The sequence below is a fragment of the Pontibacter ummariensis genome, assembly GCF_900188175.1.
GTDB classification, from domain to species: Bacteria; Bacteroidota; Bacteroidia; order Cytophagales; family Hymenobacteraceae; genus Pontibacter; species Pontibacter ummariensis.
Genome location: NZ_FZOQ01000020.1, coordinates 50,505 through 67,456 on the forward strand (window position 1 = coordinate 50,505; position 16,952 = coordinate 67,456).

The window sequence follows — 16,952 nt, forward strand, 5'->3', positions numbered from 1 at the left end:
ACTGTTTTTTTCTGATGCTGGGCTTGTGTCTTTATTTAGCGGTTAACAAAACAATATTTTCTACGTGGTGCGTCTGCGGGAACATGTCCACTGGTTGCACGCGTGTTACCTCATATTTCTCCGACAGCAACTCCAGGTCCCGGGCCTGTGTAGCAGGGTTACAGCTGACGTACACAATGCGGTCGGCGTGTACCTGCAGGAGCTTTTCTACCACATCCTGGTGCATGCCTGCACGTGGCGGGTCTGTGATCACCACGTCTGGTCGTCCGTGCCGGGCAATCAGCTCATCTGAAAGGATGTCTTTCATGTCGCCCGCATAGAAGGTGGTGTTGGTGATGTCGTTGATCTGCGAGTTGATTTTGGCATCTTCGATGGCACTCGGCACATACTCGATGCCAATCACCTCCCGGCTTTGCCTAGCTACAAAGTTAGCGATAGTGCCCGCGCCTGTATACAGATCGTATACTAACTCATTGCCGGTTAAGGCGGCCAGTTCCCGGGTCTTCTTGTACAACTCGTAGGCCTGGTCGGCGTTGGTTTGGTAAAAAGACTTCGGCCCTACGCGGAACTTAATCCCCTCCATCTCCTCATGAATGTACGGGAGCCCTTTGTAGCAAACTACGTCCAGGTCGTGGTACGTTTCATTGCCTTTCGGATTCACCACGTACTGGAGCGAGGTAATCTCCGGGAAGGTCTCCTCCAAGTGCTTCATGATGCCCAAGATGGCCTCCTGGTCGTCGTACTTCACCTGCAGGATCACCATCACCTCACCGGTATTAGCGGTGCGGATGATGAGGTTCCGAAGAAAGCCTTCCTGCTTTACCGCGTTGTAAAAATCCAGCCCATGCTTCCGGGCATAATCGCGCACCTCCAGCCGCACAGCATTAGACGGGGCAGGCTGCAGGTAGCAATGCTCGATGTCCAGAATCTTATCAAAGCGGCCGGGGATGTGGAAGCCCAGGGCATTCCGGTCAAACTCCTCTCCCGATTTTATCTGCTCATCTGTCAGCCAGCCATTGCCTGAGAAGGTGTACTCCAGCTTGTTGCGGTAGTACTTCGTTTTCTCGGAGCCCAGGATAGGATCAAATTCCGGTAGCGTGACTTTACCTATTCGCTCCAGGTTATCCTTTACCTGCTTCTGCTTGTAGTGTAGCTGGGTTTCGTAGCTGATGTGCTGCCACTTGCAGCCCCCGCACACCCCAAAGTGCTGACAGAATGGCTCTACCCGCAGCTCGGAGTACTCCCGGAAGGCAACTGGTACGGCCTCCATAAAGCTCTTCTTCTTGCGGGTAACGCGTAGGTCCACCACGTCGCCTGGGGCAACACCGCCCACAAAGATGACCATGTTGTTATGGCGTGCCAGGCACTTGCCCTCGGCCACCATCTCTTCGATCTTTATATTCTCGAGTATCTCGAACTTGTTCTTCTTCTTTCTCACAATGCTGCAAAATTACGAAATATTAAGCAGAATAGGGACAAGAGCGGAAGATAGCACACGAAGGCAAGGATTAACAAGTGAAGCCGTGAGGCTAAGGTAAAAACCAAAAAGTGTTTTAGATAAGGTTTGGTACCTTCTATGAAGCACTTGCATCTAGCAGGTCTAAGCGGCTTTTTAGAAAAGCTGCCTGTCCGTGGCAATTCGCAATTAAACTTATCTTTGCAGCTACGATCCTAATCGGGACAGATCAAACCATGAAAGATAAAGTAGTTTTAATTACGGGTGGTACATCAGGCATTGGCAAGGCGCTCGCTTTTGCCTTTGGAGGGGCAGGCGCAAAGATCGCCTTCTCTGGCCGGAATCCTCTGAACCTGGAGCAAACATCAAAGGACCTAACAGCAGCAGGCATTGATAACCTGGCCTTGCAGGCGGATGTAAGCGTAGAAGAACAGTGCCAGCGCATGGTGCAACAGACTGTGGAGACGTATGGCAGGCTGGACGTGCTGATCAATAATGCAGGAATCTCGATGCGCGCGCTGTTCGAGGACCTGGACTTGAATGTGCTCCGTCAGGTAATGGACATTAATTTTTGGGGTACCGTGTATAGTACCAAATATGCCTTGCCTTACATTAAAGCTGCAAAAGGTTCTGTGATTGGTATTTCTTCCGTGGCTGGTTACCGGGGTTTGCCGGCGCGTACAGGCTACTCTGCCTCCAAGTTTGCGATGCACGGCTTTCTGGAGACCTTGCGTACCGAATTGCTTTACAGCGGTGTGCACGTGCTGCTGGCCTGTCCGGGCTTTACAGCCTCCAATATCCGGAACACGGCCCTGTCTGCAAACGGACAGCAGCAAGGCGAGACACCACGTGCAGAGGAGAAAATGATGAGTGCCGAGGAAGTGGCAGAACGCATCCTGAAAGCCACTGTCAAGCGCAAGCGTGACCTGGTGATGACCACACAAGGCAAAATGGCGGTGTGGGTAAACAAGCTCTTCCCGAGCCTGGCCGACAAGCTGGTGTTTAACGTGATGGCCAAGGAAAAAGACTCCCCGCTGAAGAAGCCTCGTTAGACAAGGGACTGTTGGATAAAGGACCAATAAAACAAGAAAGGCAGCCCCACGAGGGGCTGCCTTTCTTGTTTTAAGACTATAGCAGACCGTTTCATGCTCTGCTGTTAAGTTCTGACAGTGCACATAAGCCCTTTTTCTTTCTTCGTAAGCCTTTCGTCCATTATCCTTAGGGTAGTTCCAGCAGGTTGTTTTTCCGGATAAAAGCTTTCTCTCCTTTCCACTTGATCTCGTACCAGATGTCCCGCTCGCCTGTAATAGGTACTTTATGCCCTTGGGTAGCCGTAGCGAGCCAGGTTGCGCCCGCCGAGGGGGCCGACATAATGGCCACATAATCATTTTTGATGATGCCGGCATTCCCCAGGTTCAGGAAGTTGATGTAATACAAGATAAAGAGCAGGTAAAGGGTAAAGCCTATCTTAAAGGGCTGTGAGAACTTGTGCCCCTTTCGCCAGCTAATGAACATAATGGTAACGGTTACCACGGCAACAAGCAGCATCAGCTCCAGCAAGAGCATGTAGTGCTTGCTGAACTGTGTTTTAAAGAACTGCAGGTCGTTATACTCGTATCCCTGTAAACGGTGTGCCTGTGCCAGCTCTTCCATCTTTTTTAGGGTAGAGCGGCTGGGTTCTTTTGTATAGAAGAGGTGCAGGTAGTACATCGCCCCGGTATAATCGCGCATGCCTTCTTTCACGTAGGCCATCTTGAGGAGCATCTGCGGGGAGTACTGCTGCTGTTCCTCCAAGATTTGCTCATACAGGCCAAAGGCCTCCGTGTAGTACTGTCTTTGGAACAGAGAATCGGCTTTAGCGAGTGTTTTTTTATCTTGCTGGCAATAAGCGGGTTCTGTGAAAAATGGCAAAATAAGCACTAAAAAGGCAGATATTTTGAACCAAAGTCTTTGCATTTTAAAACTTAGCTGTTACTTTTGCATCGCAATTCAGGGAGACGCCTTGAGAACGCAAGTTAAGAAATAAACTGATTCTGTAGCTCAGCTGGTAGAGCAATACACTTTTAATGTATGGGTCCTGGGTTCGAATCCCAGCGGGATCACTAGCAGAAAGCAGCGCCTTTTCAACTCGGAAAGGCTGGCTCTGTCTGCACTTCTAACGAAGGTAAAAAGCTTGCAATTATCTTTGCAGTTTAAAACAAAGTTTTTACCTTTGCCCTCCCAAACAAGGGAACATTTACTGATTCTGTAGCTCAGCTGGTAGAGCAATACACTTTTAATGTATGGGTCCTGGGTTCGAATCCCAGCGGGATCACTTCTTAAGCCTCAAACGCAAGTTTGAGGCTTTTTTTTTCTACTTTCGGTAAAGTTGACGGTTGTGGGGGAGGAGCCAGGAGAAAGCGGATTTCTTTAATTGACACAGCACCATCTGCCTATACTAATGGAAAATGCAATTAAAATTCATGTGCCCATCACCGTTTCATATCCAGCGCTGGAAGGTGTACTGCAGAAGCAAATGGTTGGGGAGTATATCCCCAGACCAGAACAAGGTGTAAATGAACTCCCTTACGCCCAAGTCCTGGATGTGGGGATTACTGGAAGTAGCACAGGTGCTTATGATGTCATCCTCAGGATCAAAATAAGAGTTCTCCGTACTGTGCTCAAGCGGGATCAGGTCGATTTATATGTCCGGGCAACTTTAGGGTATGAAAATACAACACAGCAGTTGTTTGTCCGCAAGTTCAAGGCCGAATCCAGAACTTCCAGTAGTTTCTATAATACCGCTTTAGAGGTGCTGGCAAATAAGGTAGCCTATACGCAAATCTTAAGAAAGACCAGGTTTAACCTGAGCGACATCATATCGAAAGAGATGGTGAAGGCCAATGGTTTGTTAGAAAAAGGGCTTGCACTGAAAGGGCTTGTATTGACGGGAGCAGTTACGGAGGTACGCGTACAGGACATTGTTCCACAGCAGGAGCAGGTGTCTCTCTCCCTAGAGTTGCTCGGTGATGTGGAGGTGGACATACATGATTTGCTTGGCCTCATGCCCGGCTGAGAAGCTTCGAGTAAAAGTAAAGACAGAGGGGTAGCCCATGCTACCCCTCTGTCTTGTAAAGCGTTTGGAACAGCTTGTACTTGTACCTCGGGTACTCTTTCAAAACAGCTGCTAAAGCGAAGAAAGTACCGCCAATCAGCAGCGGGTAAAGCAGGTACAGCACCGGGTGGAGCAGGGGCAGAAAGAGCATGGCAAACAAGGCAATCGCCAGAAAGTTGTAGAGGTAGGATACCTTGGCACTAAAGCTGAAAATACCCCCTTTCACAGCCTTGGGACTTACAAAAGAGGCAATGAGACCAAAGGGTATTAGCAGTAGGATGCTGCCGGTATACATCAACACAATGAACAGGGCATGTTGGTGGTTAAACAGGGCAACGTACAGGAAGGTAAGCACAGCGTCCAGCAACAGGGGTACGCGTAGGGGAAGCAGGCTTGCTTTAATAAAGTCTTTGTAGTTGCCGCTGCTGCGTTCAATCGTCAGCCACAGGTTACGGTAAAAGCCCCAGATGTTGTTAAAGACATAGGAGAAGATCACCAGAGGGCCTACGAACAGCCAGAGCGTTACAATTTCGTCCAGGATATGCTTCCCCTCTTTGGAGTAGGACAGGGCGTCAGCGCCCAGGATAAGGGCTTTAAAGACCATGCCGAAGATGAGCATTTGCCGGGCCAGCTTATGGTTCTTGAACAGCCGCCAGCTCAGGCTGCGTCGCGTGCTGCTGCTATGGCTCACCACTTTTCGGCGCGGTTCTGTGGCGGACGCCTCTAAAAAGTAGTTCGAGGCGGTTAAAAAGCCCAGTGCCGCCATGTGCACGATAATTTTTAACCAGCTATAGGCAGGAGTAAAGGTAGGCTCCTGTACCTGAATGGCTACAAAGGCTGCTGCCATCACAGCAGCGGCAAAAAACATATGGTGCCGCCAGCGTATCTTTCGCTCCACCAGTACCTGCAGCGCCCGTAAAGTGATGTGTGCTGTTAAAAGGACCATCACACTTTGCAGGAGGTGTAAGGCGGTATAGGCGGGAGACATCAGGAACAGAAGGATCAGGAAGTTGAGCAGTATAAAGTAAAACGGCGACACCAGTTCTACGATTAGCTCCGTCCGGAACCGTTCAATGGCCGAAACAGGGTAGATGCGCGGAATGATTTCTGTTTTCGGAACGTAGGCCGGGAAGAAGCCCTTCAGGATAATTAGAGCCAGCAAGAGCAGGTTCGCGTATTCCAGCACTTTATTTACAGAAAGGGACGTAGCCCCTGCTTGGGCTTGCTCTAGCAGCGACGAGAAAAGCCAGCTGTAAATGGCGGCCCCTACAATGCCCAGCGCTAAGAGTAGGATGCGCTGCAGCCGCCTGTGGCGAAAAAAGCTTGCCACGCGGGCACGGCAGCAGAAGGAAACGAGGTTCATGGGTTTACGAATAATGCAGTGAGAAGCGGAGGTGAACGAGAGCTGTGGGAGCAGGTTTTTAACCAAGTACCCAATCCAGGTTCGTGTCTGTGTTATGGTGTGGCAGCAGTAACTGGAACAAGGCCTGGTCGATCAGGTTCTCCCCATTCATGGTAAACTCCTGCACGGAGCCGTTGTACATCAACTGTCCGTCGTTCAGCACTCCAATGTGCGTAGCTACCTTTTCCACGTAGTTCAGGTCATGCGAAGAGATCAGGACAGCACGGTTCTGTGTACTATAACTCCGGATCAGTTTAACCAGCAACTGGGCGGCAATTGGGTCCAGGCCGGTGAAAGGCTCATCCAGGATCAGGATCTGTGGCTTGTGCAGGATAGCGGCCGCAATGCCTACTTTCTTTTTCATCCCGGTAGAGTAGCCTGCGATATTTTTCTGCAGGGATTCGGGGTCAGAGAAAAAGTAATTCGTAAGACTGCTGATGCGTTCCTCGCTCTCGGCAGGGGACAGGCGGTGCAGCTTTGAAACAAAGGTGAGGTACTCCAGCCCCGTAAACTCCTCTATCAGGGGGTTGTCTTCGCACAAAGCGCCCAGGTTTTGCTTTATATCAAGAGGCTGGGCTTTATAGTCCTTGCCGAGTAAGGTAATGGTGCCGGCATCAGGCTGCATCAGGTCCAGGATGCAGTTAAGAAAGGTGCTTTTTCCCACCCCGTTTTTACCAAGCAGGCAATAACACTGCCCTGTTTCTATGGTTAAGTCTAACTCCTGTAACACCTGTTTCTTCCCAAACGATTTCGAAAGTCCCCTTATCTCAATGCTCATATCCAATAATTATAATCCGGGTAATAGGTGCTAAGCGCTAACAACTTGTTGCACAGGTATAAAATTAGGTATAAACCTTTGCTTGTCCTACACATTAGGCCGCTTGTGTTTGCATTTTACACACCTTTGTGTAACAAGAAGTCCTGTAAAATAATCAACAGCCCAAGGTGCCCGAAGGTTTCTGATGCCATAGGTTTAAAATACAGGCCACGATCGTATGAAAACAAAGAGTTTTTGTGAAGGCAGCATTGCATATGTCAAATCGGCTATTTACTTTTGCAACCACATTTTACCTGCGCACGTGGTGAAATCGGTAGACACGCCATCTTGAGGGGGTGGTGCCTTCGGGTGTGGGAGTTCGAATCTCCCCGTGCGCACTTTTCCTTTCTTGCTTCTCGTAAGAGGCAATATTTCGCTGAAGCCCTCTTTTCTCAGTAAACCGGCTTTCGTCTAGCTTTTAATTTCCTATCCAAGAATTTTGAATTTGTATCTGTGCTTGTGGAATAGCTAGCCTATAGCATCTGTGTAGGCTACCGTAGAAGTATCAAGCTTCTATTTCAGGTGCTGTATTTACGGGCTGTCCCACTCGTGTAAGGCATCCTCTTGAAGGGAAGATCAAGTCTAATTTACAGCACCAGCAGAGCAGTATCTCCACAGCCTTACTTACCGGTGTGTATGCTTGTTAAGGTTGGGTGGCGAAAGGATTCTCCGGCTTTACCAGCAATACGTTCTCCCGCTCTACCACCACGGCGCCCGGGGCTGACCCTTTGGGCTTGCGCACCCATTTTTTAGGGGTGTGGATAACAGGACAGAGGGAGTCATTCTTACGCTTGCTGTAGTACGCTGCGAGCTGGGCTGCTTTTTCCAGTACAGTAGCAGGTATTGTTTTGCCGGCCTGGTGCTTGATCACCACATGAGAGCCGGATACATCTTTTGCATGCAGCCAGATGTCTTCTTTGTAGGTATGGCGCTGGGTGAGCTCGTCGTTGTTTTTAGCGCTTTTCCCGACCAGTATCTTGTATCCCTCGCTTTCAAACACCCGGAAGGGGGCCTCTTGTTGGGCCTGCTGTTTGGTGGTAAGCAAAGAAGCGTATTCCCGCAGAAAAAGCTTTAAGCCCTTATAGTCCTGCACCTCTGCCAGGGCCTGCAAAGCATCCTCCAGCATGATCACCTCTTCCAGCTTCCGTTCTACTTTCTCTTCGAGCTGCCTTACCTCTACGTGCTGGTTCTTTGCCTTGCGGTAAAGGCGCTCAGCCTGCTTCTGGGGCGTTTCGTTTTGCTTCAGCTTGTACACCCGGTCCTGGTCGGTGTAAAAGTCGTACAGCGTTACTTCTGTGGCGCGGGGAGGGATGTTGGAGAGGTTGGCCATGAGCACATCAGCTGTCTGGGAGTAAGAACGGTCGTGGCGTAGCTCCTGCAGCTTTTGCTCGCTTTGGTCCAGCACGGTTTGTGTAACATGGCGCTTTCGCTCCAGCTGTTGCTTTGCCTGCTCATACTGCCGCTCGAAACCTGTCTCTGAGAGATACAAGCGGGTGTAACTGTTGAGGGCTTCCAACGGGTCGGTATAGGTATGCAGGACTTCGCCTAAGGGGAGGAGGGAGAGGCGAAGCTTTCCGTGCAGACGCAGGATGTAATAAGCGGGTGGAGCCAACAGTATGTCCAGCATGTCCTGTACCAACTCCCACCTCTCCTCCAGTGACGCCTGCCCGTAGTTCCGCTCCTGCAGGTAAAGGGCAGGAATATCGCCAAAGGTAGGGTACACCTTGCGCAGGTTTCCGTTTGCCGCCGCAAAGGCTTCGAAGTTCTGCATCAGCGGCCGGTCCATGTGCAGCGGATCTAGTTCTGCATCGCTGCGAAACTTATTCTGGAAGAGCTCCAAGGCTTCGTTTCCCTGGTACAGAATGATGTTGGACCGATTGCCAAATAACTTAAACAGCAGCAGAAAGCCCTCTGAAAGCCGGAGGTAAAAGCTTCGTTCGTTCTGGTGCTGTACCACGTCTTGCACTTCCTGCCCCTGCAGGGCTTGCATCAAGTCTACGCTGTTGGCGCGGGCCCGGTGGAAGTCGGCAGGAAAAGACAGGGAAGCGAATTGCGAGGTGAGCAAAGCCCTGATGTACAACTCCTGTTCCGGACTGGCAAAGCCCAGGATTAGCTCATCTTTATTCTGGCTAAAAGCCGTGGCTACCTGCATGCCTGTTAGCTTTGGGCGCAGGGACTGGGTTAGTTGCCGTAAAAAGTAGTAGTTCTGATGCACTTATACTTCTATCTGTAGGCCATCATAGCCTAGTCGGATAAATTCGGGCAGTTCTGCCTCTACTTCACGGTGCAGGCCCATGAGGTGGCTGATATGGGTGAGATAGGCCTGCTCCGGTTGCAGTTCCTCCAGCAGCGCCACTGCTTCCTCCAACGAGAAATGCGAGATGTGAGGTTCATGCCGGAGGGCATCCAGCACAATCACTTTAGAGCCTTTTACTTTTTCCTTTTCCTCCTCCGAAATGAAATTGGCATCCGTGATATAGGAAAAATCGCCTACCCGGTAGCCAAGTACCGGCAACCTGTAGTGCATGACCCGGATTGGCGTGAACAGGACACCTTCTACCTCAAACGGCCCGAGGCCATCAATTGTGTGCAGGCGCACCTGGGGGATACCCGGATATTTGAAATCGGCAAAGATGTAGGAGAACTCCTGCTTTAGCTGTTTTAATACGCGCTCTTCGGCATACAGGGGCATGTCTTTGCGCTGAGAGAAATTGTAGGCACGGATGTCATCAAGGCCGGCGGTGTGGTCCTTGTGCTCATGGGTAAACACCAGGGCGTCCAGTGTTTTAATGCGCTCGCGCAGCACCTGCTGCCTAAAGTCCGGGCCGGAGTCAATGATAATGCTCTTACCCGCTACCTCCAGGTGCACCGACACACGCAAGCGCTGGTCACGATAGTCTACAGAACGGCAAACCTCGCAGGAGCACCCGATAACCGGTACGCCCTGCGAGGTGCCTGTGCCTAGCAATGTTACTTTCAATTAACTTTTTCCTGGTTACAGATTTGCTGGTAAAGCTGGCGGCTTTTCTCGCTTAGCTGTTCCTCGTTTACTGCTATGCTGCGCAGGATATCGTACAGGCAGTTGATCTTGCCCTCCAGGCTGTAGTACTTGTTTACCACAGCTACGCGCATATCCTTGAGCACACAGTACCCGGCTTTAAAATTGCCTTTTTCGTAGCGCAGCACAAAATCCGACTCTGCAAAAATATCCTCCAGCTTATTTAAGAATGGCCGCGTGTACTTAAGCTCCATTTACTTTCCTGTATACTTTTTTACTGTCTCTACAAGCAGGTCAAAATCCAGCGGCTTGGGCAGGTAATCGTTCACACCGGCTTCTTTAAAGTCCTCCATGCTGTAGTTGTTCGCGTTGCCGGTCACAGCAATGATCGGGATATTGGCAATGTCCTTGTCCTTGTGCGCGCGAATCTCACGGGTACAGTCCATCCCGTTCTTTACGGGTATGTTCAGGTCCATTAAAATCGCATCGATCTTGTTACTCTCAACCTGCTTTATCACTTCGCCGCCGTTTTTGGCAACCAAGATTTTATAGTTTTGGAGCTCTAGGATCTTCTTTGTCAGGTTAAGGATAACAGAGCTATCCTCAGCGATCAAAATAGTTTTGCTTTCGGCCATGTGCTAACTGAATATAATGTCCTTGTAAGATTTTCGATAGTTTTCGTAATGTGTCTGCAATTTGGAGAAATTTTCGTCTATATGCTCCAAGTGGTCCTGCTTAATGTCCTGCTCTAATTGCTTGGCAAGTTCGGCGAGAGGGTTTATACCTAGGGTGAAACCCGTACCTTTAAGCTGATGCAATGTACTTAAAATACCTTTGTAATGTTGTGCTTGAAGCTCTTTTTTGGCCTCCTCCAACAGCTCACCGGCCTCCTCTTCAAATTCAGCATATAATTGCTTGGCAAAATCCTCCCCGCCTATTTGCTTGAGTTGCGCTACTACCTGCAGGTCAACGATGGGCGTCGCAGCTGCCTCTTCTGTCGGGGCTTGTTCAGAACCTGCCGCTTGTTCTGCAGGCTGCGTCATTTGCTCCCATTTCGTGATCATGGCATGCAAGTCGGCACTTTTAACCGGTTTGGAGATGTAATCGTCCATGCCCTGGCTCATAAACTTCTCGGCGTCATCCTTCATGGAGTAAGCCGTCATAGCCACTACCGGAGGGCAACTGCTTCCCAGTTTCTCCTTGATTTGCAGGGTAGCCGTTACACCATCCATCTCGGGCATCTGAATGTCCATGAAAATGACCTGGTACTTGTTGGCGACTGCTAGCTCTATGGCCTCATATCCGTTGGAAGCCACATCGATGCGGCACCCCAACCGCTCCAATAGCTTTTGCGCTACTTTCTGGTTGATCTGGTTATCGTCTACCAGCAGTACGTAGGGGTTGTTATCCAACGCTTTGGGCTCTGCCTTCTGGTGCTGCTGGCGCTGTTGCTGCTCCTCCACTTCAGTAGCGTTGGCGAGGCGCACCTTTATGTTAAACCAAAACGTGCTGCCGTCCCCGTCCCGGGACTCTACGCCAATGTCTCCGCCCAGCAGGTGGGAGAGCTGCCTGGAGATGGCCAGGCCAAGCCCCGTGCCCCCGAAAGTCTTTGTAGACGAATTGTCCAGCTGGGTAAAATCGTTGAAGAGCAGCTGCTGGTCTTCCGGTGAGATGCCGATACCTGTGTCCTTCACACGCACGTGCAGCCTGTAGTACTGCTTGGCGAGTGGCTCGGCATGCACAGATACCTTGATTTCCCCGGCATTCGTGAACTTAATGGCATTAGAGGTAAGGTTGGAGAGGATCTGCAGCAGGCGCGTCTCGTCGGTTATGATATGGCGGGGCGTACCCGGCGCGATGCTATAGCTAAGGGCTAAGTCTTTCTGTTGTGCCCGGTTCACGAACAGGGAGTAAATCTTATCGAGCGTCTCGTGCAGGTCTACACCGCTTTCGTGCAGTACCAGCTTGCCAGCCTGCATCTTGCTCAGGTCCAGGATGTCGTTCAGGATGGCCAGCAGGGCATCCGAGGACTTGCGGAGGGTATCGATATAGTCTCGTTGCTCCGGATCCACGTTCACCTGGCTCAGGAGGTCTATCATGCCGATGATGCCGTTCATTGGGGTGCGCAGCTCGTGGCTCATGTTGGCCAGGAACTGGTCCTTCACTTTCAGCAGGTTCTCGGCCTCCTCTTTTGACTTTAGCAAGGCCATCTGCGTACGCTTCAGCTCTGATACGTCGCGCACCACGCCTTCCATGGCGATAGGCTTACCCAGCTCGTTAAACACCAATTTAGAGTCCAGCAGTACGGTTCGGGTCGAGCCATCCTTGCTGATCATTTCCACTTCCATGTCACGAAGACTGTATTCTTTCAGTAAGCGCTCGCGGACGTCCATCTGCACCTCGGGGCTGGAATAAAACTGTGCGGCTTTCAGGCCCAGTACCTCCCCTTCGGTGTAGCCGAAAAGCTGGTAGATGGAAGGGCTGACCAGCTCAATCGTACCGTCCATGGCACAGCGGTAGTACACATCCTGGAAAGACTCGAAAATGTGGCGGAACTTCTCTTCGTTCTCCGCCAGGGCCAGCTGCGACTTCTTCTTATCGGTGATGTCCAGGGCTATGCCCGAGATCTCCTCAAAGCTACCGTCGTTCAGGTAAATCGGGTTGAGGTACACTTCCCGCCAGGTATCCTTGCTTTGCAGGTATATTTCGAAGTGCTGTGGCTTACCGCTAAAGGCCAGCTTGTACTTATCCTCCCAAAAGGTATAGGAGTTCTCGTGCACAGCTACAATGGCGGTATCGTCCAAAGGCATGTGTAACTGCAGCGGGTGGCCGCTACGTGCCTCAAAAGACGAGGCAAAGTTGCGGTTAAATGAGGTAAGCTCGTAGTTGCGGTTCAAGGACCACATATGGTGCGTACCACTCTCGAAGATAGCGTTTAAGCGTGCGTTCTGGGTGTTGATCTGCTCTTCGTTGCGCTTGCGCTCGATGGCCAACGCCACCTGGTTCGAGATAAAGTGCAGAATCTCAATGTCTGTGTGCACATAGGCATCCGCATTCTGATAATCCTGCAGGGTGATTACCCCGATGATGCGGTCCCCGATAGCCAGCGGCGAGCACAGGATAACCTCCGGGAGGGCGCCAAACACGGTAAATCCCTCTTTCTCCGAGAGCGTTTGCAGCTCCTGTTTCTGCATGTACAGCGGCTTGCCCGTCTCAATAATGTACTCCGAAAGCCCCACGGAAAAAGGACGCTGTATCTGTGCCTTGGAGGACTTGTCGATAAACTGGTCTACCAGGTACACAAAGTTGAGGTACCTGTGCTCGTTATCGCAGAGGGCAATGTAAATGTTGCGTGTTTCGATGATCTTGCTCAGCTCGCGGTGAATGGCGGAGTAAAGCGAGTTCAGGTCCTTGCTGCTTATGGCCAGGTTTGCAATACTGTAGTATACCTTCTGCAGTCGCTCCGCCTTGATGCGGTCTGTGATGTCGTGCAGGATGGCACGGGTGGCGACAGGCTTGCTGTCCTGCCAGCTGCAGGTAATACTGCCGATCAGGTGCACCGGCTTACCGGCCTTGGTCAGAAACACCGTTTCGATCTTGTTCACGTTTTCCCCCTTATACAAGTTCCGGAGCTGGTATATGAGCTTCGCCTTGTAGTAAGGGTGTACGATGTCGTTCAGGGTCAGGGCCTCGATGTCCTGGTCGGTATAGCCCAGTCGGTCTTTCCAGGCCTTGTTAACAAAGATGAACTTGTTGTCCACCGAGATGTTCTGAATCAGGTCGTGCGCATTGTCGAAGAGGTCCTGGAGGCGGATCTTGTTATCCTTCAGGGCCTCCATCGCGATACGCTTGTCTGTCATGTCCTTTCCGACGCTGGTAATCCCCGTTACATGGCCCTCGGAATCGTACTCGAACATGCAGTTCCAGCGGATGGTCTTCAACTGACCTGACTTTGTCCGTATATCGCGCTCGTAGTAGGAACTCAGGTGCTTTTTCTCCAAGGAGTTCTGAAAGTCCTGCCAGCGTTGTGCCCGGTCCTGCTCCGGCACGAGCAGTTCGTAGAAGTTCTGGCCAATGAGCTCCTCACGGGTGTACTCTACATACTTCAGGAAGTAGTCGTTGGTATAAGCGATGTTTCCCCTGGTGTCGAGGCTGTAATAAATTAGGTTGACCTTATCCAGGAAGTTGCGGAACTGGTCCATGGATGCCTGCAGGACTTCCTCCCGCTGACGTGCCTGCTGCGCTTGCTTGCGCTGCGTGATGTCGCGCTTAAATACCTGCAGGTAGTACTCCCCGTCCAGGATCAGGCGGTTCACATTCAGTTCTACGTCAAAGAGGGTGCCGTCCTTGCGCCTGTTCTTCCATTCAAACGTGGCGGACTTCCCTGTCGCCAGCACTTCCCTCATGATCCTGGCGGCCTTCTCCTCAGATCGTTCCCCGTCTGGCTGGTACTCCGGGGAGTATTCGTTTGGGGTAAAGCCGATCAGGTCTTCACGGGTGCAGCGGAAGAACTCCAGGGTCTTGTCGTTACAGTCCACCACTTTCCCGTCCTTAAACAAAATGATGGCGTCATAAGAAGACTCGAACAGGGCCCTGTACTTGTCCTCGGTGTGGATGAGCTGCTGCTGTAGCTTGTGTCGGGAGATATAGTTGCCGATGGCTGTGCCAATGAAGCCAAGCAGGCCCACAAAAGACTGCGTAATATTGATATCATTGCTGGGCCACACCAGGATCAGGGCGATGAGTTCTTTTTCTGTAGCGATGGGCACCAGTGTCAGCTTTCGGTGCAGCGTACTCTGCAATTGCTCCTGCAGGTAATACTGCGCTTTTCGCTTGTCCGGCCCCAACAGCCGTTCAGCCAGCTCAGGGATTATGTTCAGCTCTTCCGGAAGCTGGTTGTTGCCCTCCTCGCCCACAGAGTAGGAAAGGGAAGCCCTGCCTTCAGCAGAGGAGTAGCTGTACACGCAACCACCTGTCACATCGCTTTTCTCCAGCAGCTCGTTCAGGGTGTACTGCAGCACCTCATACTGTCCATTAGAGGCAGACAAGTTGGTGATCAGCTGGTTCACAAACTCCAGCTGGTGATTCCGGAAGCGGATATCCTGTTCGGTCCCGATCACCTCATTCAGGTTCTTAATGGAGCCGTAGAGTACCTGATTGTTCTTAAAGGTGCCTTTTTGCAGGGTTACTTCCACGGGCAGTAACTCCTGGTTGCTGTCGTGCAGCCACCATTCGAACTTTTGCTTGCCGCCCACCTGTGCCTGCTGCAGCTGCCGCTTCAGGGCTACCCGCTCAAAGAGGTTCAGCTGAAAGCTTCTTAGGATGGACTTTCCTACCAGTTCATCTTTCTCCTGCTGTATCAGTTCTGTGGCGCTCTGGTTGATGTCTATAATGTTGCCTTCGCAGTCTAACAGGAACATCGGTTCAGAACTGCCGTCGAACACGTGGTGGTAGCTGTCGCCATCGTATGGCAGCAGTGCGGTGGGTTGCCCCACGTTAGCCAGTTCGACGCATACAAACACTTCGTCGCCAAAATGCACCATGCGGCAACTGTAGTTATACGGCTGGCACTGCGCGTTTTCGCTGAGCGGCACCTCTCCGGTTAATTTGCGTTGCTGCTGCAACTCTTCCATCACTTCCGGGAACTTGTCCTGAGGAATGCGAAGCAGGTCGCGCAGGTGCAGGGCATTGCCTGGCTCCGTATCCTGAGACTTATAAATAAGCGCCTGTGCGTTGGCAGCCAGCACCTGTCCGTTCGGGAGGGCCACAACCACTCCGTGGGCGGGCTTGGCCAGCTGTACCAGCACTTGTAAAAGGGCGGTGGCTTGTTCCGTGTTCTGCGCGTCAGCTTGCCGGCTAGGGATATAAGGCATTTTGGTACTGCTAAAGGTAAAAGAAGCAAATAGGCGCAAAGACGCCTCTTGCCACGCTGTTAGTTTTATAAAATAAGCGATAAATTAGCAAAAAAAAGCATCAGTGGCTACTCTTGCAGTGAGTATACAAGAACTTAGCCCTGTTTGTGTTGCCTGTCCCTAAGCAGAAGGCCACGCTCCCTCTAAAGAAACCGTTGTTCGCCTGCTGTATACACAGGTGTTTTGCCCAAGGATACAGCAATCAAGAGAGGGTAGGGGGAAGGCCGCAAAGGGCGGAGGTAAATAGCAGCGGTAGAGCTGTGGCATCACAGCGCTCCTACTGTGTTAGCGGATCATATGACAAGGACGAACAAAAAGAAGCACCTGGTGGTGGTGGTAGGCCCTACGGCGGTAGGCAAAACCGACCTGTGCGTGCAACTGGCAAAACATTTCGATACAGATGTTATCTCGGCAGACTCCCGCCAGTTCTTTCAGGAGATGACCGTTGGTACGGCCAAGCCGTCTTTGGCAGAGCAGCAGGGGGTGAAGCACTATTTTATCGACTCGCACCATATCACAGAGGACTATAATGCCGGGGGGTATGAGCAGGACGTGCTGGCGCTGCTCGAAAAGCTTTTTGAGGACAAGGACGTGGTGGTCCTGACCGGAGGCTCGGGGCTGTACGTGCGGGCAGTATGCGAGGGGATGGACGAGATGCCCGAGGCCGACCCCAAGGTGCGGGAGGAACTGACGCGCCAATATGAAGCACAGGGCTTGCAGCCTTTACTTGATAAACTGCAGGAAAGGGACCCTATTTATTTTGCACAGGTCGATAAGGCCAACCCACAGCGCATCATCCGGGCCGTAGAAGTGTGCCTGAGCAGTGGCATACCGTACTCTTCCTTCCGAAGAAGCGAAAAGCAGGAGCGGCCTTTCAACATCATAAAAGTCGGGCTGAACCGCGACCGGGCGGAGCTCTACGAGCGGATAGACCAGCGCATGGACCTGATGCTGGAGCAAGGCTTGCTGGAAGAGGCAAGCGCCCTGTACCCTTACCGGGCGCACAATGCGCTACAGACCGTGGGGTACAAGGAGGTGTTTGATTACCTGGAGGGGAAGTACGACTGGGAAGAGGCTGTACGCCTGCTCAAGCGGAATAGCCGCCGCTACGCCAAACGCCAGCTTACCTGGTTCAACAAAAGCCCCCAGGAGTATACCTGGTTTCATCCGCAGCAGTGGCAGGAGATCGTTACCTTTATCCAAGAGCAGACACAGGCGTAATCTTCAATGATCGAATACCTGTTAAGCCTGCGTTTCCATCACGCCGCGCTTA

The 16,952-nt window shown here is 51.5% G+C and carries 12 protein-coding genes and 3 tRNA genes; 6 read left to right on the forward strand and 9 right to left on the reverse strand.

Going from position 1 to position 16,952, the window contains the following annotated elements:
• Positions 1-31: 31 nt before the first annotated feature.
• Positions 32-1,384, reverse strand: coding sequence for a 23S rRNA (uracil(1939)-C(5))-methyltransferase RlmD (gene rlmD, locus CHB92_RS18745; RefSeq protein ID WP_089320813.1), 1,353 nt, complete (start codon positions 1,382-1,384; stop codon positions 32-34).
• A 308-nt stretch (positions 1,385-1,692) separates the two neighbouring features.
• Here rlmD and CHB92_RS18750 point away from each other — a divergent pair, with 308 nt between their 5' ends.
• Complete coding sequence (locus CHB92_RS18750; RefSeq protein ID WP_089320777.1) at positions 1,693-2,508, forward strand: SDR family oxidoreductase; 816 nt, start codon at positions 1,693-1,695, stop codon at positions 2,506-2,508.
• Positions 2,509-2,674: 166 nt separating this feature from the next.
• On the opposite strand, the gene CHB92_RS18755 is transcribed toward CHB92_RS18750, so the two are convergent.
• Positions 2,675-3,412, reverse strand: a complete 738-nt coding sequence (locus CHB92_RS18755; protein ID WP_089320778.1) for an SH3 domain-containing protein — start codon at positions 3,410-3,412, stop codon at positions 2,675-2,677.
• 73 nt (positions 3,413-3,485) lie between these two features.
• On the opposite strand from CHB92_RS18755, the gene CHB92_RS18760 reads away from it, so the two are divergent.
• The 3 genes from CHB92_RS18760 (at position 3,486) to CHB92_RS18770 (ending at position 4,511) form a co-directional block, all read left to right on the forward strand.
• Positions 3,486-3,558: transfer RNA gene (locus tag CHB92_RS18760), tRNA-Lys, on the forward strand.
• 139 nt (positions 3,559-3,697) lie between these two features.
• Positions 3,698-3,770: transfer RNA gene (locus tag CHB92_RS18765), tRNA-Lys, on the forward strand.
• 126 nt (positions 3,771-3,896) lie between these two features.
• Positions 3,897-4,511: a DUF4403 family protein gene (locus CHB92_RS18770; protein WP_089320779.1), complete on the forward strand. Its 615-nt coding sequence runs from the start codon at positions 3,897-3,899 to the stop codon at positions 4,509-4,511.
• 40 nt (positions 4,512-4,551) lie between these two features.
• On the opposite strand, the gene CHB92_RS18775 is transcribed toward CHB92_RS18770, so the two are convergent.
• On the reverse strand, positions 4,552-5,913 hold the full coding sequence (locus CHB92_RS18775; RefSeq protein WP_089320780.1) for a hypothetical protein: 1,362 nt from the start codon (positions 5,911-5,913) through the stop codon (positions 4,552-4,554).
• A gap of 58 nt (positions 5,914-5,971) precedes the next feature.
• Entirely contained in the window at positions 5,972-6,730 is a 759-nt protein-coding gene (locus CHB92_RS18780; protein ID WP_089320781.1) for an ABC transporter ATP-binding protein, read from the reverse strand.
• Positions 6,731-7,025: 295 nt separating this feature from the next.
• On the opposite strand from CHB92_RS18780, the gene CHB92_RS18785 reads away from it, so the two are divergent.
• Positions 7,026-7,107, forward strand: a tRNA-Leu gene (locus tag CHB92_RS18785).
• 305 nt (positions 7,108-7,412) lie between these two features.
• Here the strand turns inward: CHB92_RS18785 and CHB92_RS18790 are convergent.
• From CHB92_RS18790 to CHB92_RS18810, 5 genes are read right to left on the reverse strand one after another with little or no spacing between them, the layout of a single operon-like run.
• Positions 7,413-8,984 carry an NFACT RNA binding domain-containing protein gene (locus CHB92_RS18790; RefSeq protein ID WP_089320782.1) on the reverse strand — a complete coding sequence of 524 codons (1,572 nt, stop codon included), beginning with the start codon at positions 8,982-8,984 and terminating at the stop codon, positions 7,413-7,415.
• Positions 8,985-9,749, reverse strand: a complete 765-nt coding sequence (locus CHB92_RS18795; RefSeq protein WP_089320783.1) for an MBL fold metallo-hydrolase — start codon at positions 9,747-9,749, stop codon at positions 8,985-8,987. It lies immediately after the preceding gene.
• The gene (locus tag CHB92_RS18800) at positions 9,746-10,021 is read right to left on the reverse strand and encodes a hypothetical protein (protein WP_089320784.1); all 276 of its coding nucleotides are present in this window, start codon (positions 10,019-10,021) and stop codon (positions 9,746-9,748) included. Before CHB92_RS18800 ends, CHB92_RS18795 begins: the two co-directional genes overlap by 4 nt.
• Positions 10,022-10,402 (reverse strand): response regulator, encoded by a 381-nt coding sequence (locus tag CHB92_RS18805; RefSeq protein WP_089320785.1) that lies wholly within the window; start codon positions 10,400-10,402, stop codon positions 10,022-10,024.
• Between the two features lie 3 nt (positions 10,403-10,405).
• Complete coding sequence (locus tag CHB92_RS18810; protein WP_089320814.1) at positions 10,406-15,640, reverse strand: PAS domain S-box protein; 5,235 nt, start codon at positions 15,638-15,640, stop codon at positions 10,406-10,408.
• Between the two features lie 336 nt (positions 15,641-15,976).
• On the opposite strand from CHB92_RS18810, the gene miaA reads away from it, so the two are divergent.
• Positions 15,977-16,900 (forward strand): tRNA (adenosine(37)-N6)-dimethylallyltransferase MiaA, encoded by a 924-nt coding sequence (gene miaA / locus CHB92_RS18815; protein ID WP_089320786.1) that lies wholly within the window; start codon positions 15,977-15,979, stop codon positions 16,898-16,900.
• Positions 16,901-16,952: the final 52 nt, after the last annotated feature.